Below are 25,589 nucleotides of genomic sequence, written 5' to 3'. Positions count from 1 at the left end.
AATTTCCCATTATCAGGCTTAATACAGAATGTCATAACGTGTAGTGCGACGTATTAATCTCAAGCAACTTGTGTTATAAATCAATCAGCATGCGTATCAACAGTTATCATGGTTCTTTTTATGTTTCTGGATTTACTTGGTGCTTTGGCATCTCTGGTATCAACTCTTTTTTTTATTCGCCTTAGCACTAAAGCCTGGCCCTTGGGCATACTGGCAACAGTGTTAAACGGATGGCTCTATTGGCATAAGGGAATTTATGCTGACATGGTACTGGAAGTCTGTTACTTCTTAAGTATGTGCTATGGCTGGTCACTCTGGCATAAAAGCGAATCAACTAAGAATCAGCCTAAACAAAAGCCGCTGGGTAGGTTGAATCGAATTCAGGGAACGTATTTGATGATTGCTTCGGCAGCACTATTCGCCCTGATTTATTATTTATTACATACCCTGACCCACTCTACGGTTGCAGTCCTTGATGCGGCAACGACATCATTGAGCCTCTTAGCCCAGTGGTTCATGTGCCATAAAATCATGGCAACCTGGATTGTATGGTTTATAACTGATCTGCTGTATGCGGTGATGTATTTACACAAACAATTACCGTTCCACAGTGCTTTAATGCTGATTTATACTGGTTTGGCAGTTATCGGATACATCACGTGGTCACAAAAAAACCGGAAATTTTTAGCCACAGAAACCACAGCCCAATTCACTGTCTAAAAGACTTGAGTCACGTGCATACCCCACCCTCATCCCCAACCCTTCTCCCTCAAGGGAGAAGGGAGTATGAAAACTGATGGATGATGACAAAGCAAAGTAATAATCATAAAAAACAATTTCCACTCAAATTACTCCCTTCTCCCCTAGGGGGGAGAAGGGTTGGGGATGAGGGGGGCGTACGGTACGGTACAAAAAAACTGATGAATGATGACAAAGCAAAGTAATAATCATAAAAAACAATTTCCACTCAAATCACTCCCTTCTCCACTAGGGGGAGAAGGGTTGGGGATGAGGGGGGGCGTACGGTACGGTACGGTACGGTACAAAAAAACTGATGAATGATGACAAAGCAAAGTAATAATCATAAAAAACAATTTCCACTCAAATCCTCCCTTCTCCCCTAGGGGGAGAAGGGTTGGGGATGAGGGGGGGCGTGCGGTACGGAGTCCAACCTTTCTCCACTTGGGAACAAGGGAGTATTTAGGAAAAGAGATAAATCCAGGCCAAAACAACAACCCCAAAAAAACTACATAACCGAATGATTAAAAACGATTAAAATTCTGATAAAACACCTCATAAAGCACTAAAATTATGTCCGCTACTGTTGTGCACTTGCTCGTAAACGAATTTTTTCAAGAGCACATTCAAGACGATCTAATACTCGCTGTTTACCCAGTAAAGTCAAAGTCATATCTATGGATGGCGACATGCTTGTTCCCGTTACAGCGACACGTAAAGGCTGAGCAATTTTACTCATGTTTATATCAAATTGCGCACTAATGTCGTTAATACACTCTTGCAAATGATCTCTTTGCCAATCCTCCAAAGTTTTAAATCGCTCATAAAGCGCAACTAAAGGCTCAAGAACTACCGGGCGTAAATGCTTTTTCACCGCATCGTCATCGTATTCAATAGAATCGGTGTAAAAATAAAGACTCATCTCACACATCTCGGCCAATGTTTTGCAACGCTCAGCCTGGGTCAAGACTAAATCTTTAAGTTGCGGGCCTTTAGTCACATCAATTCCAGCTTGCTCAAAATGCCAGCTCAAGGCTTCTGCGACCAATTCAGGTTCATCGCTTTTTTGATAGTGTTGATTTAACCAGTACAGTTTATCGTAATTAAAGCTGGACACACCTCTGCTTACATTTTTTAAATCAAAACTGGATATCATTTCCTCAACACTAAAAAGCTCCTGATCACCGTTAGACCAACCGAGTCTAACCAGATAATTTAACAAGGCATGAGGCAAAATACCCATCTCCTTGAACTGCAAAACACTAACGGCACCATGTCTTTTGGATAAACGCTTGCCATCATCACCAAGGATCATAGGTAAATGAGCAAAAACAGGTATGGGAGCATTTAAGGCTTTGAACAGGTTAATTTGTCTTGGCGTGTTATTAATATGATCATCGCCTCGAATCACATGAGTAATCTTCATGTCCAAATCATCAATAACCACAGCAAAATTATACGTTGGATGCCCATCAGATCGAATTAAAATCAAATCATCCAGCTCATTATTATTGACATGAATGTCACCATACACTTCATCTTTAAACGATACGATACCGCTGTCAGGATTTTTAAAACGAACTACAAAGGGAGCATCAGACGCAGGTAAATTTTTATTGCGGCAATGACCATCGTATCTGGGCTTTAACTTAGCGGCCAATTGCGACTCCCTGAGCGATTCCAGACGTTCCTTGCTGCACACGCAGCGATATGCCTTGCCTTCGTCCAGGAAGTGTTGAACCACTTCGTTATAACGGGCATAGCGGTCAGTTTGAAAAAAAGGACCCTCGTCACAGGTCATACCCAACCAGGCCATACCGTCCAAAATTGCCTGCACGGACTCGTTTGTTGAGCGTTCCCTGTCCGTATCTTCTATTCTCAGAATAAATTGCCCCTGATGACGTTTGGCATATAACCAGGAAAATAAAGCGGTTCTCACTCCCCCCACATGTAAAAATCCAGTAGGGCTTGGAGCAAATCGGGTTCTGACAGTCATAATATCATCCGTTGTAAGGAGTAAAATAATCGGGCTATAATAGCCGACTTTACCAGCAACGCAAAGATTCAACCGCTCAAATTCAGTATAAACGGGAGTTATGTTGAAAAGTATTGGTATTAAATATCAACTGAGAATCACCACACTCATTCCAGCTTTTCTGGTTGCTTTGCTTTTTGCTGTTTTTTACAATGGCCAATTCGGCAAAGATCTGAATCAACACATGTCCCGTTTGGGGGAAGCCTACATCAGACAGTTGCTTCCCGCAGCACAATTTGCTCTATTGCGCCATGATGATCGCACCTTACAAGGACTGATTAACGCCTCAACCATCAACCCCGAGGTTAAAGCGCTGGCCTTTTATAACGCCAGCGGGCAACTGCTTGCTTATCGTGGGGGTAAACATTCCATTCATAAACCCTTTAATCCACCTGATTTCACGGGTGATTACATTGAAAGCAAGCATATAAATCCCTTTACCATTAATTTTATCGCTCCCATCACCATCCCCAAATTCAATTTATACTCCAGCAGCACCCTGTTTAAAAACATCCCAAGCCCCATTGCCTTTCAGGCGGATGACATTCTGGGGTGGCTGTCTATAGACATAGATACCCAATCCATGCTCATCAAGCGTTATCAAATGCTTATTGTGACCATCTTTATCACCCTGTTTGGCTTATTGATGGGATTAACCATTCATTATTTCCTGTCAAAACGAATTTACATGCCCATTTCCCGGTTACGCCGCAGTATGAAACAGATTTTGCGTAATGAATTTGAAACCGAAATAAAAGTCGTAAGCCAGGGTGAATTAGGTATTATTGAAAAGGGCTGTGCGCATTTGCAAAAGCAATACCTCAATACCATGCGCGATCTCAACCAGCACATAGAAGTAGCTACAGAAGATTTGCAACAAAGTCTGGAACTGCTGGAAGAAAAAAACATCCAGTTGTCACTGGAAAAGAAAAAAACAGAAGAAAAAAGCCGCCAAAAATCAGAATTTATTGCCAACATGAGCCATGAGATTCGTACCCCTATGAATGGCGTTATAGGCTTTACCAATGTATTGCTGGAAAGCAAATTGGACCCTTTACAGTTGGACTACGTAAAAACCATAAAATCATCCGCTCAAGATTTACTGGGTATAATTAACGACATTCTCGATTTTTCAAAAATTGATGCCGGTAAATTGCATCTGGATTGCATTCCTGTTGACATCAGAGCCTGTGTAGACGAAGTGCTTGCTCTGGCAAGCCCCAATGCACACAAAAAAGGAATCGATTTAATCCCCATCACCGACATTCAAGTACCCAAAACCATATTAGGCGACCCCTTCAGAATCAAACAAATTATTAGTAATCTGGTAACCAATGCGGTTAAATTCACCGATCATGGCTATGTGTTGATTCGCACCAAAATCGACATCGAAACCGAAAAAGACTATACCTTGTTATTTACCATTACCGATACTGGAATAGGAATTTCTCCAGAAGATCAAAACAAACTGTTCACCGCTTTCAATCAGGCCGATACCAGCATCACCCGTCGGTACGGTGGATCGGGGCTTGGTCTGGTGATTTGCAAAAAGCTCTGCGAAGAAATGCACGGCCGTATCAGTCTCACCAGCGAATTAAACAAAGGCTCAACCTTTGCCGCACGTATTAAAGTTGAAAAACTACTTGCCTATGAAATTGAAAAAAATCAGACCCACCGCTTTGCGCACTTAAAAATTCTGTGTTTTGATGACAACCCATTGCATCTGGAAGCATTGTGCAATGGTCTGGGGTACTGGGGCATAGAATGTGTTGCCATTAATTCGTTTAACAAACTCGCCAAAGCACTGGATAAAAATAAAGACTGCAAAATCGCATTCATCAATGTCAATCAAGGATGTGAACTGCAGGTCGCCGAGTTAATCAAAAAACATGCGCATCAGCCCTGCGTCCTGATATCCAAGTGGCCTATCAGCGATTATATGGCACTTGGAGCGCATGGATTTTTATACAAGCCCATCAGCATCCAAAAATTACAGGACCTCATCGAATCACTCAATGCAGATTCCGCCACAGAAAAAACAACCAATACCGAATTGGACAGCCTGCGTAAACAGTTACGTTTTTTACACCCTGAATTATTGCTGGCCGAAGACAATCCAGTGAACAAAATGCTGCTGCAATCCCTACTCAACGACAACGCTTATGTTACTGCGGTTGATGACGGTGCAATGGCAGTAGATGCCTGTAAAGATAAAAAATTCAATATTATCCTACTCGATCTGCAAATGCCCAAACTCAATGGCCTTGAAGCAGCCCGCATGATTCGCCAAAAATCACTGCTGAACAAACACACCCCTATAGTACTAATCAGTGCCAACAGCAGCGACATCAGCACTCTGGATTTGAAAAAATCCGGTGTGGATTTTTGTCTGCAAAAACCCATAGACGAAAAACAATTACTCATCCAGATTCTGCGCATCATAGACCGAGCCAAGCACTCAGCGATAGATTGGCAATTATGCGTCCAAAAAGTTTCAGGCAATCAGGAACTTGCCGAAGAATTCCTGGCAAAATTTATAGAAGAGCTGTATAAGAATCGGGAAGAGTTTATCCAGCTAATGCATCACCAAAATATCAAAGCCTTGGGCGCACTGGCGCATAAATTACATGGCGCCTGCTGTTTTTGCGGTGTTCCTGTCTTGCAAAAGAACGTCATCCAATTAGAAAAATTGGCAGAACGCACCACAAAAATCGAGGAATTATCCACCGTTTTTGCGGAATTAATTCAAAGCATAGACGCTGTGATTAACGAATACGAACATCAATACGCAGTATAAAACTCAATAATTCCAATAAATTAATGGAGAAAAAATGGCTGTAAAAAATGCAATATATGCTCAATCCGGTGGCGTAACTGCCGTGATCAACGCCTCTGCCTGTGGTGTTATCCAGACCGCAAAATTATACCCTGAACACATTGGAACCGTTTATGCGGCCAAAAATGGAATTATTGGCGCCTTGAACGAGGAGCTCATAGACACCTCTTTGGAAAGCGATGCCGATATAGCACGATTAATGCAAACACCCTCTGGCGCTTTTGGCTCCTGCCGCTATAAGTTAAACAACAATAGCGACGAATACAAACGCCTGATTGAAGTATTTCAGGCACATAACATAGGCTATTTTTTCTATAATGGCGGTGGTGACTCCCAAGATACTGCCCATAAAGTCTCCCAATTGGGTGAAACCATGGGATACCCCATTACCTGCATAGGAATACCCAAAACAGTAGACAACGACCTGCCCTTCACAGACGCCTGCCCAGGCTTCGGATCGGTTGCCAAATACGTTGCTATTTCCACCAAAGAAGCAGGCTTTGATGTAGCCTCCATGGCGGCATCATCCACCAAAGTGTTTATTCTGGAAGTGATGGGGCGACATGCCGGCTGGATAGCAGCAGCCAGCGGGCTTGCCAGCCAAAACCAGGGAGAACCACCGCACATTATTCTACTGCCTGAAGTGGCCTTTGATCCTGAACGATTCCTCGCTAAAGTGGCAGAGTGTGTGGATTCATACGGATATTGCGTGGTTGTTGTTTCTGAAGGAATACGTAACAAAGAAGGCAAGTTTTTGAGTGATGCAGGATTAAGAGATGCCTTTGGCCATGCTCAACTTGGTGGCGTTGCTCCTGTTATTGCGCAATTGGTTAAATCAGCGCTTGGACTAAAATACCACTGGGCAGTTGCGGATTACCTGCAAAGAGCCGCTCGCCATATTGCCTCGCAAGTCGATGTGGATCAAGCCTACGCCCTGGGTAAAGCCGCTGTGGAATACGCCATTCAAGGCCATAACGCCATCATGCCCGTCATCATCAGAGAGCAGGATGAACCCTATCAATGGTCTATAGGCAAAGTAGCTTTGTCAGAGGTTGCCAATCAGGAAAAAGCCATGCCAGCTGAATTTATTTCAGAAGACGGAATGGGCATAACGCCTGCGTGCAAACGTTATTTATCGCCGTTGATTCAAGGCGAAGCCTATCCCAATTACCTGAACGGCATGCCGGATTACGTCCGTTTAAAAAATCAATTAGTCGCCAAAAAGCTTAACAACCGTTAAGAATAGACTTCCAATTCATTTAACTTCCCGGGTGCATACCGCTGGTTTCGAGCGGCGTGTACCTAAATCCAGCGCTCATCGGTTGTAAAGGCAATAGTCAACCACAGCTGCGGATCATCCCCTCCCATAACCCCTATTATTTCCTGGCGAATGGCATCCAAAGCCTCAATACCTGCAACAGGGTACCCCTGAGGAACGACTATGTGTATTTCTATAAATTGGGCACGGCCTATCTTGGCAACATAACTCGAATAGGTTTTAAATCCATAACGTGCGGTTAATTCATCTAAAAATCCCCTGACTTTTTCATCCAGTCCAAAAGGGGCAATAAGAAAGATATCGCGCATCGCATCACGAATCGCTGTCACAGGTACAAAAATCAGACAAGACGTCACAACAGCCAGAATAAGCGGATCCACATAGGGCGTCAGAGAGTCATAAACGGTCTTATTCATTAAGGTGGCAATACCAAAAGCAATCAGCAAGGAGGTTGAAATAGCCGCTGAAATCAGCCAGCTCTGTGTGTCCAACCGTAAAAATTCCGAGTTGAGCTTAATGTTTTTGTGCCGGACGTACACATACATCACCACCGATAACACCGACATTAAAAAAGCAAAAATGAAAGCCCAGTCAAAATCCAGTTCTCGTCCGCCAGACAACATGCTGCCTATCGCATTCACCAGAGCATAGGCACAAATCAAAATCAGCACACTGCCATTAAACACCAGCACCATGGGTTCTACATGCCAATAACCGTACTGAAAACGCCGGCTTCCCTTACTGGTTAAAAGTCGTGCCACCAGCAGAGCCAGTATGGACATGGCCGTATCCACCATATTAAACATGCCATCAAACACTATAGCCAGCGAACCGGATAATAATCCAAAAGAGATACCGGTTACCGCCAAAATAAAGGTCACGGCTATGGATATTTTAAGAACTCGTTGTTCCTCGAGTGCGGATAGTGAGCTGTTCATGGTTATTCCAAATCGATTACTGAATTAGTACCTGATTATAATAGCATCCTTCTGAGACAACGGCATGCAGAAATATGCTTGAATAGCTGTCTTGCAAAGAGTTCAAGTGAAGATCAAGAATCTTTTAGTAGCACTCAAATCAGATACTTTTACCCTATCGTAAACCCCGGTTGAAATAAAAAATAACCGTCCAATACAGTTTAAATTAAAGACTTTAAAGATTAATGATGCCAGCATTAAAAAAAACCGCCTCTGGAGGCGGTTTTTTAGGGAGGAGATTAAGGTCTGCAACTTGCTGGGCGATATTTGGTCAGAAGGGTTCCGGCGGTACAAGTCCACGTTACATCCCCATTTGCCCCAAGCGCAGGGGTCATTATAATAGTTCCACCACCAGCAGCAGCTGTGTACGTAATAGTTATCTGTGCTGTACCATCGTCAGCTATTGAGATATCTTGAACATTAGGCGTTGCAGGAGGGGATGTGTATCCCGTAGCTGCCTCTGTTGCTGGCAACGCATTATTAGTTATAGCAGTTTCAGACACGGCAAGTTTAGCCGCAGATGCCAATGATAAACCCTCAGTCACACGTGCCCTGATGGTGTAATCCTGATAAGCAGGAATGGCAATTGCGGCAAGGATGCCCACAATAGCTACCACTATCATTAATTCAATCAGTGTAAAACCCTTTTGTTTCATGTCCATCTCCGTAAATTAAGTGACATTGAATATCATGCATACTTAGTGCCAGTTTATTGAACTGGGTGTTACAGGCTGCATTTTAAATGCCATTATTCAACCAAACCCCAAAACCAGCAAGCATTATATGAAACTACCCTTAAAATAAAAGGCAACCCTCCTTATCATCTTCCGCCCCTACCAAGTACTGTCACTATGAAGCAAAAAAATCCCAGCCCACCAACAGCGCTTTTCCATTCCAGCAGGCTATACCCATAAGCGTTACAGCTAAATCAAATAAAATCAACGTGATTACCAAGGCTATGTTCTGTAACGTGTTGACACAATTTGCCAACTCCTTGAGATTCCTTAAATCTGCAAATTCAAAGTAGAAAGCAGCACCAGATTTTTTTCATCCATAACCCCTGCCCGAAAACAAACTGACATTTTTTGTCATATAGTGACACAATAAACTAAAATAAGATCATCCAACCTGTCCCCCCCTCTGCTCTCGCCTTACCTGGTTAGGGAAATGATGACACAACACCCCTCTTGCTCAAACAACAATTGTAGCCTGTATTAGACGAAGTCGTAATACAGGAGGTCAGATTCCCTATCTCATCAAGTCACCCTAAAAAACAGACGCACCAGAGATACCCTGTCATGAAAAAACATTCCCAGATTGGACACCCTGTAATACGACTTTGTCTATTACAGGCTACTTATATGGATTGGTGACTCATTTAAACGAGGCCTAAATCCGCACAATCATCACAGCACTATGCCCGGCTTATTTTCCCGGATATAATCAGGCATCACGAACACCAGCGAGTAGTGTATGTCACGCAGAACAAATATAGAAACCCTGTTATCCAAAGAATTCTCTCCCCTGTTTTTGTCAGTAGAGGATGAATCTAAAAATCATCACGTACCTGAAGGAGCAGAAACGCATTTCAAGGTCATTATGGTCTCTTCCCGCTTTAACGAATCCACCCGAATAGCACGGCACCGAATGGTTAACCAGCTGTTAAAGCATGAATTTGATAGCGGATTGCATGCGTTAAGTATGCATTTGTATACTGAATTGGAATGGAGTCAAAAACAATCCCCGGTATTAAAATCCCCGGCATGTAAAGACGGCTACAAAAACGGATAAGTGGATTTAATTGAGACAGCATCTTAACCGACACAAATACCTGTCTAACAAACCACGTCTGCAATGTTCCTGATACGGTTACTTCAAGCCGTTTTTGTCGTTTTTAAGGCTGCTCTCAATTTCATTGACGGTATCCATAGTTGCCGAGGATCGGTTTAAAAAGAAATCCCAAATATAGGTTTTTCTCAAGGTACTCAAAAGAGCTTTATCTCGCTCTTTCCAGCTTTGGATACTTTCCAGTAACTGCTCCAGGCTAAGTGCGGGTGAACCGGCCAGCTGATTGTATTGTGCCTTAATGCTGTTAAATTTTTCCATAGTCGCAACTGAATTGGGATCAAGGGTAATCAGATGCTCCATTCGAGCGTAGAGCTTTTTTAAGATATCCTGATGTGCCGGACTTTGCGTGGTAAATTGATTGGGTGGTATTGGTAATACGTAGAAAGGAATGTCAGAAGAAGGAACTCCATGAACAAGCTGGGTTTTACATAAGAAATCGACAAAATAACGAGAAGATATCGAAGGGCTAAGCGGAGTTTTCAGCACTTCCTCAACTAATCTAATCGCTGTATGCCTGCATGTATTGGATACTGATAAGGATTCTACATTATCTTTAATTTCTTTGTGATGATCTGTTTTCTGGGTTACTCGCGAGTTCTTCTCTGTGAGTAAAACATAATCGTCGTTATGATCATATGGCTTAAAACACCATATGGGTCTTTTCTTTTGACTAACACCTTCGATTATTCCAATTAACTCAAGATACTGCTCATAAGTTGCTTCATAAGCTTGGTAACTGATGGGGTCAACACATGGTTTCTTTTTATAGATAGGCTCTGAGCCTAATTTCGCCTTCACACTGGAAAAAAAGAAATTTGAAAGATTCCTGACGCCCTTCACAATTATGTTGGTTTTCTCGTCATCAGGCTCATATTTATGTTTTCCTACCCGACACAGAAGACGGCGCACTTTATTTTGATCATAGACACCAAACATGACAAACGAATGATCATGTTGCTTGCCTAGTGCAATAAAAAATTTATCTTTTTGGGTATTCAGGATAACAGTCATGGCATCGATCAATAAGTCTAAATAAAGAGCAATTGTGCATCATATATTAAAAAGAAGTAATAAGCAATATGTGCAATATAAATACAAGTCTCTGTCCCTGCAAAAAGTAACTCCCCACGTCATGTATGAACCCCGCTCTGGTGTTAAGGGTTAAATAAAATCATTAATCCATGAGTTAATAAGAAATTAATTTTTTTATCACAATGTAATGGATACCCAAAACACGCTGGGGCACACAGACAAAGGAGGCAATTGTCAACAAGTCCCATGATCTTTGCAAAATACGGAAGGGCTTAATGCGCCCTTCCCTGTTATTTAGCCTTGATCCGTCAGGCCGGCTACTGGCCTAATCCATGGTTTTAATTTTGCTAACTTTGGTGGTAATTTATTAGTCATGCTTTGAGCAAGGGCTCTGCTGTTGTACTCACCCAGAGTTAATATGTACCAGCCGCCTTTTGCATTGGTAAAATGCCTTATTCGAGTATTTTCAAGCAACTTGTTTACGGTTCGGAAACGATGAATATCGCTAATATTGTGGCTAGCCGCAAGCTGGATGGTGTATAGAGCACCGCCGGATTTTTGCGAGTCTGTTTTATTCGCTATTAGCTCTGGTTCGGGCTTTTTAAACTCAACCAGCTTGGATTCTAAAACAGCAGCAGTCTGCGTTAAGGGAAGTTGTGTTTCTACCAGTTCTTCTCGTGCTTTAACCGTAGGAATAACAACGACTTTATCAACAACAGCAACGGTGTTTAGTTCTTGCTCATCATCAAAATCATCGAGAATCTGCTTTTTGGGAAGAGCGTAATGCATTATCTGACGTGTGGAAGAATCCTGCCATGAAGCGATGTAGCTCTGGGGCGGTACTTCAACTGGTTGTGGTTTTAATTCAGCGACTACAGTTTCTATTGACGTTGTGGTAGTTAGTTGAGCTTTTTGTGGTAAGAAATTATCCGTATTAAACCCGTTTAAATAAAGATATGAAACCCCGGCAACAGCAACTGCGGCTAAAGCCGTAAAGGTGTGTTTTATAATCTTTAGGGTATTGGTGCCTTTTTGGGTTAAACACTGTTGAATATAAGATTCCAGATTAGAATTTATTTTCGCCAGATTTCCTTTGGTCAACTGATAAAATTGCTTGAACTGTGCTTCAGTTAGAGGTTTATTGATTAATCGACCATTCATTGCACGTTGTAAAACATAGGTTCTTGTTTCATTTTCATTCAATGGCCCTAATTCAATGGTGTGTATTAAATTACTGTACTGATCTACGGCAAGCTGGTTCAGTGTGGCAACTAGTGAATAATCTGAAATCAGACATAGATGAAAAAAACCAAAGTCTTCCTGATTTTTTATTGAAAAAAGAGCCTCTCTGATAAAAGATTCAGGTAAATTTTGCGCATCGTCAATAATCAGTAAAACATGGGCTTTGCGTTCGTTAATTTGTTTGACTATGGATGCAAAATGGGTGTCTGAGCTGGCATTTAAATACAATTGGGTAGCAATGTCGCTAATGATGTGGCGCTCATCGAATGGCGGCTTAACGGTCAGCAAAACGGGTTTTATTTGCTGATCCACGTGTTGTTGTAACAAGGTGCTAAAGGATGTTTTTCCGCCTTCTTTTTCTGAAAGTAAGGTAATGAGCACATTATTAAATAACACCAAATGATTAATAAAATCGATTTTGGCTAACCATGCTCCGGGTTTGAAAAGTATTCTGGGTTGATTTACAGCACCAACATCAGGCTGAATTGATCCATCTGTCATTTTTATTCTCCTTTTACAGCTGTAATAAGTGTATTATGCAAACAGTGAGTGCTCACTTGGTCATCAAGAAAGCATTCACCAGGCTTTTTAATTACAACAAAACGTAAACAGTTATTTTTAATTTTCTTATCAAGACGCATTAAATCCATTAAACGTATCAAATCAATTGATGCAGGTATTTTATGCGGCAAACCGCCATATTCCAACATCTGTTCAATCAACTCAACGTATTTAAAATCCAGTAATCCCAGGTTATGGGATAGAACAGCCGCACAATATAACCCAATTGCTACCGCTTCACCATGCAGCCATCGTTCGTAATAGGTATATGCCTCCAAAGCATGGGCAAAAGTATGACCAAGATTGAGCAGTGCTCGTTGCCCAGTTTCTTTTTCATCCATAGCAACATAATGAGCCTTAATTCGACAGCAATGAGCAATAAACTCAGGAAGCTCATGACTTTTAGAAGTTAATCCCTGTTGCAGTGCGGCCATAAGATGGTCTAAAAAATCACCGCCTTCTAACACAGCGTATTTTATCATCTCTGCTAACCCAGCACGAAACTCTCTGTCAGGTAATGTATCCAGACTGTTTAAATCGATTAATACAGCATTGGGTTGATAAAAACTACCTATTAAATTTTTACCTGAAGAATGGTTAATTGCTGTTTTACCGCCAACGGAAGCATCGATTTGAGCAAGCAATGTAGTTGGAATTTGAACAAACCCCACCCCTCGTTGGTATGTTGAAGCAGCAAAACCGGCAAGATCACCTATCACGCCGCCACCAAGAGCCACAACAGTAGTATCTCTATGATGTCTGTTATGAATCAATGCATTGTAAATACTGAATAAACTGTGTTGATTCTTAAACGCTTCGCCGTCTTGTATTACTACTGTGTCACACTGCTTTGATGCCAAAGCAGCCTCAATGGACTCCAAATAAAGTGGCGCAACAGTATCATTGGTTACAATGAGCACTTGTTGCGAAGGAATCAACTGGCATAAAAGCGAGGAGTCGTGCAGACCCTTGCGACAAATTATTATGGGATAGTGACATCCAGGCAAACAGACATCAACCTGGGTAAAAACCTCAAACTTCGCCATAAATGTATTTTATAATGTTATTCGCTACAGCCTTTACAGTTAATTTATCCGTTTCAAAACTAACGTCTGCCAACTCGTCATAGAATGGCTCACGTTCGTCTCTTAATGATTCTAATCGGCCTTCAAGATCTTCTGTTTGCAACAAAGGACGTTTGGTATCTCGTTTGGTTCGTTCAAATTGTTGTTGCAAAGAGGTTTTCAAATAGATAACCGTACCCCGTCCAGCCAAAGCATTTCTGTTTTCAGGAGTAATGACCACTCCTCCGCCTGTTGCTAAAACGATGTTGGTTTTTTGGGTTAATTCATCAATAACCTTTTGCTCTCTGCGTCTGAATCCTTCCTCGCCTTCTATGTCAAAAATCCAGGATATGTCGGCACCGGCGCGCTCTTCAATGACTTCGTCCGAGTCATAGAATTCCAGTTTGAGCTCCTTTGCCAAAGCACGGCCTATTGTGCTTTTTCCAGCACCCATGGGGCCAATGAGAAAAATGTTTCGTACTTTAACTATGCTCATTTTTTCTTACACACCTCATTAACTGTTGTGTTATAACTAACACCGCCATTATAACAACAAATTAAATACACGTCTTAGCTGATTTATCCTATTAAACAAATTTCGTAGACGAGATTCACTTTTAAAACGCCTTAAATTTACTGCTTATCTACTTGATAATGAATTTATACTCACAGGGCAAATACAAATTTGCGCTATTCTACAACGAATAGATACCAAAATCCTCTAAAATTACAGTTTATCAGATCTATGAGCTTAATTGAGCTTATTTATACACCTCTTTTTCACGGCCTTGTATTGTTGTAATCGACAGCGAGTTGGTTATTATCCTCGGAGTGATGAAAATGAGCAACTCTTCATTATCCAATCGTATCTGTTTGTTACTGAACAATATCCCAACCACAGGAAGCTCGCCCAGGAAAGGGATGCGTTTGATGGATTTGTTTTTATCTTGTTTGTAAATTCCGCCAAGCACAATGGTTTGACCGTTATTCACCAAAACATTAGTCTGAATCTGCTTGGTCAAAATAATAGGTACACCCAGAACGCGCTCACCGGAATCAGCATCCTGATTAATCTGCAATTCCATCAGGATTTTGTTGTCAGGCGTAATTTGTGGGGTTACTTTCAAACTCAACACTGCTTTTTTAAATGCTACCGCAGTGGCACCGCTTGAGGTGGACTCCTGATAAGGAATCTCTTTACCTGATTCAATAACCGCAGGCTGTTGATTGGTGGTAATCACGCTGGGACTGGAAATCAATTCGGCTTGCCCCTGACTTTCCAGTGCCGAGAGCTCCAGATCCAGCAAAATGTTATTGCCCAATTTGGCCAGCGCTATACCAACAGAAGCGGGTATTGCATTATTTGGCGCAGCAGCCAAATCCAGGTTCAAGCGTTGGGCAATAGGCACGTTAGCGGGGTTGGCAACTCCCGCAGGTAATTGCAACTGATTCGCCCCTTCTAAAGTACCACTGAGATGAGTAGGTTTGGAAACCCCCCATTTAATTCCAAGATCCTGGCTAAAATCTTTATTGACTTCAACAATACGGGCTTCAATCTGAACCTGTTTTACCGCTACATCCAATTGCTTGACTAAGTCTCTAACCTCTTCAATTTTAAGCCCGGTGTCCTGAATCCATAAAGTATTGGTTCTGCCATCAACACTGATTTTGCCTCTGGGAGACAGAAGAGAATTTTGTTTGTCTTTGATTAACAGTGCAATTTCGGCAGCTTTTGCATAATTAATCTGAATCAAATCAGAGCGTATAGGCTCCAGCTTTTCAATGGTTTGTTGGTTTTTAAGCTGCTGTTCTTCCATTTTATCCAAAGAGGCTTTGGTGTCTATTAACATGACATTACCGGTTTTACGTTTATCCAGTCCCTGAGTAGTTAATATGATATCCAAAGCCTGATCCCACGGGGTATCATTAAGTCTCAAGGTAATATCTCCTTGTACTTTATCACTTACTACCATGTTTATTCCGGTAAAATCAGCAAGTAACTGTAACACCGCCCGAATATTAATATTTTGGAAATTTAAAGAAATTCGTTTGCCGGTAAAGACTTGCTTTTTAAGTTTCGCCTGTTTCATTTCCTCAGCGCTCAGCGGGAAAATATCAACCATAAACTGCTTGTTCACCTGATATACAAAGTGACCATAATCTCCTTTATTCAATATGGTCATGCGTACGTTTTTACCATCCTGCTGCATGGTAATCACCTGAGCCGGGCTATTAAAATCAGCAACATCAAAGCGCTTCATCAAATGAACAGGTATCTTGGTGTTGATAAAATTAACCACTACTTCTTTACCAACCTGAGTTACATCAACAGGAATGCTGGAGTCTGAAACATCGACAACAACTCGTCCTCCCTGCTTTTCTCTTCCACGAAAATCGATTTTATTAATCTGGTATTTGGCATTAACGACCTGATTGGTAATAAACAATTCTTTATTACTTTGATATATTTCGTTACTTTTACCGTTTAAAACCAGGCTATAAACAGTTCCTGCTGCGCTCCCCGAATAAGAAACGGTACGATCAAGGTCTAATATTGCCCTAACCCTATCTGCTACTGCGACCATGGTGTACGTTTTTAAGGAGCCCAACTCGATTTTTTTCATTTTTTGTTCGGTTGGCACATGCAGATCGGTCTTGATAAAATCCAAAACGATTCGAGCGGGTTTTTGGGTAATGAAGCTGGCTGGAAGTTGTTTTAATGGATGCGTAAATTGAAAATCGATACGAACTCTATCCTCGGGCAAGGGAATGACTTTCACTGAGGTCAAGGAATTGTCCTGGGAAAATGCCACACCAAAACCTGCCCCTAATAAAATCAAAATAGCGATAATCTTTCGCACCCTGCGCTCCTAGTTGCCAGCATCCAATTTAAGTGTGGTTGTTTTCTTTATCCACGCCCCTGAGTCTTTTAACGTTTCTTCAAGCTTAATCTGCTCTTGTGTAATAGAGATTATTCGCCCGTAATTTTGCCCCATATAATCCCCTTTCCTGACCCGGGATATCTGTGAATCGGGTTGTTTTATCAAAGCCCAGATCACTGAGTCCTGCTCTAAAATTCCGACAAATTTTAATGCATCTAAAGGAAAAGCTTCCAAAGGTTGTTTGAGTCTTTTTTGATCAGGAGCGTATAAATCGGCATTTTTCTTTAAAACAACAGGGGTAAATGGGCTGCGCCGCTGATCGTTTTCGGGAAATTTAAAAACAGGCAATGGGGCAAATTTGGGGATGGGTTCAATAGCTTTGGCAGGACGTGATTTCATGTCATTGATGTACTTGATTAAATCACTCTTATCGCCTGAACATGCGCAAAGCAGCAATGAAAAAATTGCTACCAGCCCTGCATGTACTTGTTGTCTGAAATTTATCATTGCGCTCTGTATCGGTATATTTTAGCCGTAATGTTCATCACCAATTCATCCTCTGAGACCGTTTTACTGTCTTTAGATGATTTGCCCTGAATACTAAACTCATGTAAGGTCACAATTCGGTTCATCTCTGCTACTCTACTCAAAAAAACAGCCAATTGCATGTAGGTACCAACCACTGTTATTTTAATCGGCAGCTCTATATAAAAATCATGAACTACCTCGGCTTGTGGAGCAAACAATTCAAATTTTAATCCTGATTCTACTCCGGTTTTGGAAATTTCTTCCAGTAACCCCGGCATTTCGTTTTTTGCAGGTAACTGCTTTAACATCGCACCAAAACGCTCATTCATGAGTAACAACTGATTTTGGTAGGCTTTCAGGTTAGATGCTTGATGCTCTTTCTTTTCAAATTCAGCTCTTAACGTAGTCTCTTGAGCTTGCAGCGTGTCGTATTGTTCAAAATTGGCTTTAATAATTAAAAAATAACCTAAAGCGATAATCATTAAACTTAATCCGGCAATAACCCCAACTTTTACCGCAACAGGCCACTGACCAACATTTTCCAGGGTGAGTTCGCTTAAATTAACGGCATTCATAAAAGGTTACCCATTTAATATTTAGGTTTAAGAACAAAACTTAGTTTAAATTCACTGTTTGCAGCTTGTTTTTTATCATCCATTTTCTTGATTTCGGTCAAGACAGGAGCCTGAACCCAGGCGTTCATTTCTATATTACGCATCAGTTCAGAGATATTCGTATTTGATTCAGTATATCCCCACACAGTTACTACATCATTTTGGCGCTCCAACTTGGTCACATAAATTCCTGTGGGCATGACCTTAATCAATTCATCAAATAAATGCACCATCAAGGTTCGGGTGGATTGCAAATTCTGAACTATGGACATGCGGGAAATTAATCCCTCCCGAATTTGTTTGAGTGCCTTTATTTCTTTTATTTTACCATCAAGAATAGTGATTTCCTTTTGTAACAGGCTATTTCGCTCGGTCTGATTGCTTATCAAATGCGTGGCGTAAGAATTAACCAGAAAAACAACAGCAACTGCACCGGCTATTCCCATCAAAGAGAAGGTAGTAAAGAGCTTTTTTTCTTGCTCTCGCTTGTATTCACGCCATGGCAGCAGATTGATTTCAGTCATGTTTCACTCTAAATGCCTTAGGGCCAACCCGCAAGCAACCATCAAAGCAGGGGCATCGTTATTTATCGATTCCAGATTTACCATTTTACCAGGCACCATATGCAACAAGGGGTTAGCCACTGTAGTCGATACGCCGATTTGTTCTTGAATCAAGGCAGCCAACCCTTCCTGACGAGCCAGCCCCCCTGCAAGCAAAATATGATCAACAAATCCGTGCTGACTTGATGAATAAAAAAACTGCAGGGTTCGTTTAATTTGTAATAAAACCATTTCCTTGAAAGGTTCGAGAACTTCGGTAGTATAATCAGGCGGCAATTTACCTTGCTCTTTTGCAATTAAAGCATGTTCGTGCGGCATACCATAATGTTCGGCTATCGCATCAATTAATTGCATGCCCCCAAATTTTTCCTCACGCGAAAAAATCAATTTCATCCCATGCAAAACAAAAAGATGCGTATAATTGGCTCCGATATCAACAATAGCAACTATTTTATCCTGACCGCCAGCAGGTAATTCTGCTGCAAGTTGTTGCGCTGCCCGCTCTACAGCATAAGACTCTACATCAACTATTTTTGCCTCCAGGCCAGCACGAGTTACTGCTTCAACCCGACTTTGAACATTTTCTGCACGAGAGGCAACAATCAGAACATCGACCATAGCGGAGTTTTTTGCAGAGTGGCCTAAAATTTCAAAATCAAGATTAATTTCGTCTATGGGATAAGGAATGTATTTATCGGCTTCAATAACAACAAGCTCTTCCAGTTCGGCATCATTCAAGCCATCATTCATTTGTACTACTTTACTGATTACAGCAGAATCCGGCACGGCGAGAGCAACCTGTTTGCAGTTTAATCTGGCCGTTTGTATCACCTGTTTAATAGTGCTGGCTACCGCATCAATATCCTTGATGACGTTGCCATCAAGAGCATTGGGGGGCAGCAGTTGACGACCATATCCCTCGACACAAAGGTGTTCTCCTGTTCCGGAAATTTCCAGAATTTTAACGGCCGAAGAACTAATGTCTATGCCCAGGATGGCACGATGTTTCGGTTTAAACAGTTTGAGCACCCGATTTATCTCCCTGTATCTCCCTTGCAGCCCCTAAAGCGCTCTTGTTTATTTATGATCTGTTATCTTTTTATGTATTTCAGATGGTAACGTAAGATACTGAAAATTGGAATCATTTAGATTCAGTTCTCTTGAACCATTATTTTTTTCTATTAAGCAGTAGGGTCTGTTGACAATTCACCAACGCCAACGTGCCGTGGCTTGTCCACGGCATCCAGTAGATGGTTCAATTAAAATATGAACTTTCTAATAAATTGATTAAGAGGAGCAAAGTCATAATAAAATGGTTCTGACTAATGAGCACAAAAATAAATTCATACCCGGCTTCATAGCCCAATATAACGTACACATGCTGGTTTATTATGAAATGGATGAGTTGTATATTGAAGCAGCTCGCCGTGAAAAACGTTTCAAAAATTGGCCAAGACACTGGAAATTAAATCTAATTGAAAAACTTAATCCCGAATGGTGCGATCTATATGAAGAAATTTGCCAATGATTGAGAGCTACTGGATGCCGTGGAGAAGCCACGGCACGTAGGCAGCGGTGAATTGTCAACATACCTTAGTCGTAAAGGATGATGAAAGATTTATAACTACCCTCCTCATCCCGAGTAAAACGAAGCGTATCCCTGGAATTGCAAGGTGGGTAGTTAATGAGATTTTATGCCGTATAAAACTTGCGCTGGGAGTCATGATTAAATATAGTGAAATTCAACATGTAGTTCATAACACGCAATGTCTTCTTTTTTGCATTTAAAGGGAGTTTTAAATGACACGATGTGAAGAGTTACTTTACTCACTGGTTGCAGTGATGATTCGCTATCATGACAAGCAACCCGGTGTGACATTAAAAATTACGGAACGTGATGAGGTACTTTTAAGAAAAAAAACGCATTGTTTGGCAAAAGAAATAATGAGTAACACCGAAATTGATTTTAAAACCCAATTGCAGGATTTAATCGAGCAATCCACCAAACATCATGATGATCGAAAACCTTTTCTTAATTACCTTGTTAACGAAATCATTTTTTTAAAAAGTATTGTTGATAAGAATAGTTCATTTAGCTCTGGTCAATTTGCAGCATACACAACCCAGGTTATCGAACTAGTAACCGATCTTAAACACTTATTAGCCAATAGCAAAGGAACAAAATCCCCAATAAGATACCATAATACCGATTTAAGCCCAGGAAGCACCGTTTTTCTGGATGGCCTTGTTGATAATCACTATTACAGCAGAGGTCAATTGTGCAACTCAGGCCTTATCCTGAAAGAAGAAATACTCGATAGATTTAATTTGACGCTTCATGCCCCTCAGGCTGAACTCGACGAATTTGCCATGCAACTGTGTCAGGAACATCAAAACATTTTGCTGATTCCTGAGTTTACTGCGCAATTAACTTACAATTCAATTCCACATTCAGCTTTCGATAACGAAGAAATATATCAATTACAAGAACAGTTTCGTGCTCAAGAAGAAGAACAAAAAAAGTTACATTCCACGATTGCAAAACAATTACTGACCCTCTACCAATTGCACGAGCAATTAAACATAAGCACAGTAACGGAAACTCGCCTGAAAGAAACCGTAAAACGGCAGGAAGAAACAATTGAACACCTGACCCAAAAAATTAGTGATTTAGAATCCTTGCTCTTGCCTGAGGCCAACAGTTCATCAGCAGCCGGATTTGGATTTTTTAGTGTTGCACTTTGAGAAGGTGCGTTAAAAACAAACAGATAACAAAACGCAGCAAAAAAAAGCGGTTTCGCTTTTATAAAAACACAAAGGGACAAATAAACTCATTTTATTGTATGTTTTTTACAACTAATGTACCAGTAAATAAATACTTGCGCTGATGCAAAACATTTAATATAGTGAAAAACCAAGCTGCCATTGTTTTTCACATTTGGAGTATTGATTTACGTTTTAAAAAGGAGTTTTAAATGACTAAAATTGAAAAATTAATGTATTCTCTAGCCACAGTGATTATTCGTTATCACGACAGCCTAGCCTCCAAAAAACTCATCACAGCTCGCGATATCGCAGAGACAAGACCAAAGTCGAGACAGTACGCAACAGAATTAATCAGAAGATCGGGTTTTATCCAAAATCTGGAAAACATAATTAAAAATTGTACCATTGGATATGAAGCCAGACGGCCATTTCTTGAATATCTATTAAATGAAATCGTACTAATTCACTCTTATTTGAACAAAACAACATCCTTTACACCCGAGGAGCTTGATAAATATACATTACAGATATTCACATTACTCGTTGATATAAAGGGGTGTTTAAACACTCCTAAAGGAAGTATCTATGTGGTCACGAAACATCAGTCTGATTTAGGCCCCCAGGAGCTAATTTCTTTACCAGGGTGTATTAATGATGCTTACGTTGGAAATTATTTTTGTAATTCAGGGATTTTTCTTAAAAAAGAGGTTCTAAAAACCCTGGAAATTACTCATAAAGATTCTGACGATAAAATCTGGGAATTGGCCAAAGACATCTGTCTTGAGCATCAGGACACCATATTAGTATCTGAGATGAAGATAACCAACTCAATTCTGGAACAAGACAACAGAGAACAAAAACAAATCGTCGAATCGCTGACGCAACAGCTGGCAGAACTTCAGGCCAATTCATCCCAACTTGCCAGTCTCCTCAGAGAAAAAGAAGACTCCATCACCTACCTCACCGGGTTAATGGAACAGCAAGCACAACAACTACTTGAGCAACAGAAACAATTAAGCGAACAAGCTAGACTGCTTGATGAGCCCGTACAAATGCCCAGACCTATTATCAATGGTTTTGCATGTACCTCTTCTTTCTTTGGCCTGGACAGGGCTCCAAGATTAATGGGAACTACCAACACAGTACCACCTGAATCATCCGATCTGGGCATTTAGGAATACCGTTTGGTTCGCCATTGGTTTTGAATAAACCAATGGCGAACCTCTCATCAAAAACACCATGCCCCATAAACTGTAACGAGCTGTAAAACAGATACCTCTGATCTGCCAACAAAGCACCAAAAGCTAAAAGTTCGTGCCATTATCCATGGGCTATATCCTGATATACTTCTGTGACAAACCGGAAATAATTGCCCTTTATGGGCAGAAATGACCTTTTTTTTATTATGTAGCTGCCCTTTTTCCAACAAAACTCGCAATGTCAGCAAGAATCGCTGTATAATGCATGATTATCCACACTTGAAGATAATTAAATTCTATGAAAAAAATGGCATACTTCTGGCGTAAAGGTCTTTGGGCGCTGATGAGCCTGTTTTTTCTTTTATTGGTTGCGGGCAGCCTTTTGTATCTATATCTGGAAAGTCAGCTCCCCAATGTCGATTCGCTAAAAACAGTTCAATTACAGGTTCCTCTACAGATTTTCAGTAAAGAGGGCTTACTCATACAGGAATACGGTGAAAAAAAACGAATTCCCTTGACCTATGATGAAATCCCGCAAACACTGGTTCAGGCACTGATCGCAACAGAAGATCAACGTTTTTTTGAACATCCCGGTGTTGACGTAATGGGTTTGGGTCGTGCTGCGGTGCGCATGATTAAAACAGGTACCAAATCTCAGGGTGGTAGTACCATTACGATGCAGGTAGCACGTAATTTCTTTTTGAGCCGTAAAAAAACCTTTTTACGTAAATTCAACGAAATCATGCTGGCTATTAAAATAGACAGGGAATTGAGTAAAGAAAAAATTCTGGAGTTGTACCTCAACAGAGTCTATCTGGGGAATCGGGCATATGGCGTAGGCGCTGCCGCCATGGTTTACTTTGGTAAACCGCTCAATGAACTCAATCTGGCAGAACTGGCAATGATAGCAGGTCTTCCTCAAGCTCCTTCTACACAAAATCCTGTGGCAAATCCTTTGGCGGCTAAAAAACGCAGGGATCATGTTCTGGAACGATTATTAGAAGAACACTACATCAACGAAGAACAATATCAAAACGCAATCAACCAGCCCATTACCGCAAAATACCATGGCACCAATATCGAAGTCAGTGCCCCTTATGTTGCCGAAATGATTCGCCAGTCTCTTTATGATAATTTTGGCCCTGATGCCTATACCAAGGGCTACAAGGTGTACACGACAATTGATGGCAAATTACAAAATACCGCCAATGAGGTCGTTGAAAAGAATCTGATCGCATATGATCATCGTCATGGCTATAGAGGTCCTGTTGCCACCATAGGGGAAAAAGACAGTCAATCACCGCAAATTCGGCAAAAATATTTAAAAAAATACCCTGAGCTGAATACCCTGCTGCCTGCAGTGATTACCGAAGTAGGTGAAAAAGAAGCTACAGCGGCTCTTGCCAACGGCCAAACCGTTATAATTCCCTGGGAAGGCCTATCCTGGGCCAGACCAGCACTAAAAAAAGGCTGGGTAGGTAAATCGCCAGTCAGGGCGCAACAAGTCGTGGCAGTTGGGGATGTTGTTTATGTCCACTCGACTGAAAAACACTGGGAGCTGGCACAAATTCCCGAAGCAGAATCTGCCATGGTTGCTCTTAATCCTAAAAATGGCGCCATAGAAGTACTGGTTGGTGGTTTTAATTTCCAAAAGAGCAAGTTCAACAGAGCCACTCAATCCAGCAGACAACCCGGATCAAGCTTTAAGCCTTTTGTTTATGCTGCCGCTTTGAATAATGGCTACAATCTGGCAACCCTGATTAACGATGCGCCTATAGTAGTAGATGATCCAAGCCAGCCCAAACTCTGGCGCCCTCATAATGTTAATCTTAAATTTAACGGCCCTACTCGGATGAAGCAAGCTCTGGTTCAGTCCAAGAATCTCGTATCAATCAGAATTCTGGATGATATAGGTATAGATTATACAGTAGATTTCCTGACCCGATTTGGCTTTACCAAAAAATCCCTGCCTAAAGCACTGTCCTTGGCTCTGGGAAGCTTATCCATTAGCCCAATGGAACTCACGACCGCTTACGCCGTGTTTGCCAATGGCGGTTTTAAAGTAGAACCCTACCTCATTGACCACATAACGGATGCGGACGGTAAGGTATTACTGCAAGCAAAACCTGCTGTTGTGTGTGATCCTTGTGATAATGAAAAAACTGACGCATCCATGCTTGCACCACGTGTTATCCCTGCAGACATCGCCTTTTTAATGAACTCTGCATTAAAAGATGTGATTCAACATGGAACGGCAAGGGCAGCTCGTTCCCTTAACCGTCAAGATATTGCTGGAAAAACCGGAACGACCAATGATCAGGTCGATTCCTGGTTTGCCGGATTTAACTCAGATTTAGTGGTTACTGTGTGGGTAGGATTTGATAATCCTAAGTCTTTACATGAATATGCCGCTACCCTTGCCCTTCCCTTGTGGATAGATTTCATGCGAGATGCGTTAAAGGGCAAACCCGAAAGTGAATTAAAACAACCGGATAATGTTGTTGCTGTTCGCATTGACCCGGTAAGTGGATTACTCGCCAAACCCAATCAACCAAACGGCATCATTGAATATTTCCGTGACCGGGAGGTACCGGCTGAAGAAGATTCTGCCCCTGTATTTAATGCAAGCAATAACGAAACCGATGAGCATTTCGCACCTGTTGAGGAGCATTTATTCTAAAGCGACCATGCTACTTTTATCAGGTTATGATCTTCCACCTATCGATGCAGACCTAAACCCGAGATTCAGCCAGTTGGCTTAATCCCGGGCTAAATTAGGCGTGATTTTCAGCCAAGTAGCCAAGCCTTGATGCAGCGCCAGCGTAATCAAGGGATAACTCTCCCAATCCACCTATAAGCTCAAGCAACAAGTCAGCCCAATTCCTGTTTTTTTTACCTGTTTCTGAACTAATGATGAAAACACAACACGGGTTGGACTAGTGAATATGAATTGGCGGTGCGACATCGATAAACCTTGATTACGCTTACGCTGCATCAAGGCTACCCGGAATGAATACCATTACCTCTCATGCTTTTCCCCAAGCACCTAAGGTGTTTGCCTGTTTACTATCCTTGTTCTGTTCACTTGTAGCCTGTATTAGACAAAGTCGTAATACAGGGATTTTTCAGAGTATTTCAAGGGTCTATCGCAAGATTAGAACCTGTATTACGACGTTGTCTAATACAGGCTGCCGTATAAGGGACAACCAAACAACTTAAAAACTCCATTCCAAGAAGCCTTGATGCAGCGACAGCGTAACAACCTAAAAGCTCAAGCAACAAGTCAGCCCAATTCCTGGTTATTTTACCTGTTTCTGAACTAATGATGAAAACACAACACGGGTTGGACTAGTGAATATGAATTGGCGGTGCGACATCGATAAACCTTGATTACGCTGTCGCTGCATCAAGGCTACCCGGAATGG

19 protein-coding genes and 1 pseudogene are annotated in these 25,589 nt (G+C 41.5%); 8 read left to right on the top strand and 12 right to left on the bottom strand.

Features of this window, described 5'->3' with window-relative positions; all coding sequences use genetic code 11:
* The first annotated feature begins 120 nt into the window (after positions 1-120).
* Positions 121-720, top strand: coding sequence for a nicotinamide riboside transporter PnuC (gene pnuC, locus Lwor_RS08785; RefSeq protein WP_058493518.1), 600 nt, complete (start codon positions 121-123; stop codon positions 718-720).
* Between the two features lie 598 nt (positions 721-1,318).
* Here the strand turns inward: pnuC and gltX are convergent.
* Positions 1,319-2,734, bottom strand: coding sequence for a glutamate--tRNA ligase (gene gltX, locus Lwor_RS08780; RefSeq protein WP_058493517.1), 1,416 nt, complete (start codon positions 2,732-2,734; stop codon positions 1,319-1,321).
* 100 nt (positions 2,735-2,834) lie between these two features.
* Here gltX and letS point away from each other — a divergent pair, with 100 nt between their 5' ends.
* Together letS and Lwor_RS08770 are read left to right on the top strand one after the other, a co-directional pair.
* Positions 2,835-5,570 (top strand): two-component system sensor histidine kinase LetS, encoded by a 2,736-nt coding sequence (letS, locus tag Lwor_RS08775; protein WP_115091057.1) that lies wholly within the window; start codon positions 2,835-2,837, stop codon positions 5,568-5,570.
* Between the two features lie 34 nt (positions 5,571-5,604).
* Complete coding sequence (locus Lwor_RS08770) at positions 5,605-6,849, top strand: 6-phosphofructokinase (protein ID WP_058493516.1); 1,245 nt, start codon at positions 5,605-5,607, stop codon at positions 6,847-6,849.
* 62 nt (positions 6,850-6,911) lie between these two features.
* On the opposite strand, the gene Lwor_RS08765 is transcribed toward Lwor_RS08770, so the two are convergent.
* Positions 6,912-7,826: a cation diffusion facilitator family transporter gene (locus Lwor_RS08765; protein ID WP_058493515.1), complete on the bottom strand. Its 915-nt coding sequence runs from the start codon at positions 7,824-7,826 to the stop codon at positions 6,912-6,914.
* 278 nt (positions 7,827-8,104) lie between these two features.
* Positions 8,105-8,521 carry a pilin gene (locus tag Lwor_RS08760; protein ID WP_058493514.1) on the bottom strand — a complete coding sequence of 139 codons (417 nt, stop codon included), beginning with the start codon at positions 8,519-8,521 and terminating at the stop codon, positions 8,105-8,107.
* A gap of 817 nt (positions 8,522-9,338) precedes the next feature.
* On the opposite strand from Lwor_RS08760, the gene Lwor_RS08755 reads away from it, so the two are divergent.
* The gene (locus Lwor_RS08755) at positions 9,339-9,656 is read left to right on the top strand and encodes a BolA family protein (RefSeq protein ID WP_058493513.1); all 318 of its coding nucleotides are present in this window, start codon (positions 9,339-9,341) and stop codon (positions 9,654-9,656) included.
* 78 nt (positions 9,657-9,734) lie between these two features.
* Here Lwor_RS08755 and Lwor_RS08750 read toward each other — a convergent pair whose 3' ends face one another.
* From Lwor_RS08750 to Lwor_RS08710, 9 genes are all read right to left on the bottom strand, one after another.
* Positions 9,735-10,724 (bottom strand): hypothetical protein, encoded by a 990-nt coding sequence (locus tag Lwor_RS08750; RefSeq protein ID WP_058493512.1) that lies wholly within the window; start codon positions 10,722-10,724, stop codon positions 9,735-9,737.
* A 315-nt stretch (positions 10,725-11,039) separates the two neighbouring features.
* Positions 11,040-12,488, bottom strand: coding sequence for an SPOR domain-containing protein (locus tag Lwor_RS08745; protein ID WP_058493511.1), 1,449 nt, complete (start codon positions 12,486-12,488; stop codon positions 11,040-11,042).
* Between the two features lie 2 nt (positions 12,489-12,490).
* Positions 12,491-13,594 carry a 3-dehydroquinate synthase gene (aroB, locus tag Lwor_RS08740; RefSeq protein ID WP_058493510.1) on the bottom strand — a complete coding sequence of 368 codons (1,104 nt, stop codon included), beginning with the start codon at positions 13,592-13,594 and terminating at the stop codon, positions 12,491-12,493.
* Positions 13,581-14,108, bottom strand: a complete 528-nt coding sequence (aroK, locus tag Lwor_RS08735) for a shikimate kinase AroK (protein WP_058493509.1) — start codon at positions 14,106-14,108, stop codon at positions 13,581-13,583. The genes aroB and aroK overlap by 14 nt, the downstream gene beginning before the upstream one ends.
* A gap of 265 nt (positions 14,109-14,373) precedes the next feature.
* Positions 14,374-16,473 carry a type IV pilus secretin PilQ gene (locus tag Lwor_RS08730; protein ID WP_058493508.1) on the bottom strand — a complete coding sequence of 700 codons (2,100 nt, stop codon included), beginning with the start codon at positions 16,471-16,473 and terminating at the stop codon, positions 14,374-14,376.
* Between the two features lie 9 nt (positions 16,474-16,482).
* A complete protein-coding gene (locus Lwor_RS08725; RefSeq protein WP_058493507.1) occupies positions 16,483-17,001 on the bottom strand; it encodes a pilus assembly protein PilP in 519 nt (172 codons plus the stop codon).
* Positions 16,998-17,597: a type IV pilus inner membrane component PilO gene (locus Lwor_RS08720; protein WP_058493506.1), complete on the bottom strand. Its 600-nt coding sequence runs from the start codon at positions 17,595-17,597 to the stop codon at positions 16,998-17,000. Before Lwor_RS08720 ends, Lwor_RS08725 begins: the two co-directional genes overlap by 4 nt.
* Positions 17,598-17,611: 14 nt before the next feature.
* Complete coding sequence (locus Lwor_RS08715; RefSeq protein WP_058493505.1) at positions 17,612-18,160, bottom strand: PilN domain-containing protein; 549 nt, start codon at positions 18,158-18,160, stop codon at positions 17,612-17,614.
* Positions 18,161-18,163: 3 nt separating this feature from the next.
* Positions 18,164-19,228, bottom strand: a complete 1,065-nt coding sequence (locus tag Lwor_RS08710; protein ID WP_058493504.1) for a pilus assembly protein PilM — start codon at positions 19,226-19,228, stop codon at positions 18,164-18,166.
* Positions 19,229-19,526: 298 nt separating this feature from the next.
* Between Lwor_RS08710 and Lwor_RS08705 the strand changes: the two are divergent.
* From Lwor_RS08705 to Lwor_RS08690, 4 genes and pseudogenes are all read left to right on the top strand, one after another.
* A pseudogene (locus Lwor_RS08705) lies at positions 19,527-19,727 on the top strand (GIY-YIG nuclease family protein); the annotation flags it as partial.
* Between the two features lie 272 nt (positions 19,728-19,999).
* Positions 20,000-20,944 (top strand): hypothetical protein, encoded by a 945-nt coding sequence (locus Lwor_RS08700; protein WP_058493503.1) that lies wholly within the window; start codon positions 20,000-20,002, stop codon positions 20,942-20,944.
* Between the two features lie 230 nt (positions 20,945-21,174).
* Entirely contained in the window at positions 21,175-22,140 is a 966-nt protein-coding gene (locus Lwor_RS08695; protein WP_058493502.1) for a hypothetical protein, read from the top strand.
* Positions 22,141-22,462: 322 nt separating this feature from the next.
* Positions 22,463-24,844 (top strand): penicillin-binding protein 1A, encoded by a 2,382-nt coding sequence (locus Lwor_RS08690; protein ID WP_058493501.1) that lies wholly within the window; start codon positions 22,463-22,465, stop codon positions 24,842-24,844.
* The last annotated feature ends 745 nt before the right edge of the window (positions 24,845-25,589 follow it).

It is taken from the genome of Legionella worsleiensis (assembly GCF_001467535.1).
Taxonomy (GTDB): domain Bacteria; phylum Pseudomonadota; class Gammaproteobacteria; order Legionellales; family Legionellaceae; genus Legionella; species Legionella worsleiensis.
The sequence above is the reverse complement of the archived record's forward strand: the minus strand, read 5'-3'. Positions and strand labels throughout refer to the sequence as shown.

Bases quoted from the DNA above. Each gene is read 5' to 3' on its own strand.
- pnuC (WP_058493518.1), top strand. From the start codon at position 121: ATGTTTCTGGATTTACTTGGTGCTTTGGCATCTCTGGTATCAACTCTT.
- Lwor_RS08770 (WP_058493516.1), top strand. From the start codon at position 5,605: ATGGCTGTAAAAAATGCAATATATGCTCAATCCGGTGGCGTAACTGCC.
- aroK (WP_058493509.1), bottom strand. From the start codon at position 14,108: ATGAGCATAGTTAAAGTACGAAACATTTTTCTCATTGGCCCCATGGGT.
- Lwor_RS08725 (WP_058493507.1), bottom strand. From the start codon at position 17,001: ATGATAAATTTCAGACAACAAGTACATGCAGGGCTGGTAGCAATTTTT.
- letS (WP_115091057.1), top strand. From the start codon at position 2,835: ATGTTGAAAAGTATTGGTATTAAATATCAACTGAGAATCACCACACTC.
- Lwor_RS08715 (WP_058493505.1), bottom strand. From the start codon at position 18,160: ATGACTGAAATCAATCTGCTGCCATGGCGTGAATACAAGCGAGAGCAA.
- Lwor_RS08755 (WP_058493513.1), top strand. From the start codon at position 9,339: ATGTCACGCAGAACAAATATAGAAACCCTGTTATCCAAAGAATTCTCT.
- Lwor_RS08765 (WP_058493515.1), bottom strand. From the start codon at position 7,826: ATGAACAGCTCACTATCCGCACTCGAGGAACAACGAGTTCTTAAAATA.
- Lwor_RS08745 (WP_058493511.1), bottom strand. From the start codon at position 12,488: ATGACAGATGGATCAATTCAGCCTGATGTTGGTGCTGTAAATCAACCC.
- Lwor_RS08750 (WP_058493512.1), bottom strand. From the start codon at position 10,724: ATGACTGTTATCCTGAATACCCAAAAAGATAAATTTTTTATTGCACTA.
- Lwor_RS08760 (WP_058493514.1), bottom strand. From the start codon at position 8,521: ATGAAACAAAAGGGTTTTACACTGATTGAATTAATGATAGTGGTAGCT.
- Lwor_RS08695 (WP_058493502.1), top strand. From the start codon at position 21,175: ATGACTAAAATTGAAAAATTAATGTATTCTCTAGCCACAGTGATTATT.
- gltX (WP_058493517.1), bottom strand. From the start codon at position 2,734: ATGACTGTCAGAACCCGATTTGCTCCAAGCCCTACTGGATTTTTACAT.
- Lwor_RS08690 (WP_058493501.1), top strand. From the start codon at position 22,463: ATGAAAAAAATGGCATACTTCTGGCGTAAAGGTCTTTGGGCGCTGATG.
- aroB (WP_058493510.1), bottom strand. From the start codon at position 13,594: ATGGCGAAGTTTGAGGTTTTTACCCAGGTTGATGTCTGTTTGCCTGGA.
- Lwor_RS08700 (WP_058493503.1), top strand. From the start codon at position 20,000: ATGACACGATGTGAAGAGTTACTTTACTCACTGGTTGCAGTGATGATT.
- Lwor_RS08720 (WP_058493506.1), bottom strand. From the start codon at position 17,597: ATGAATGCCGTTAATTTAAGCGAACTCACCCTGGAAAATGTTGGTCAG.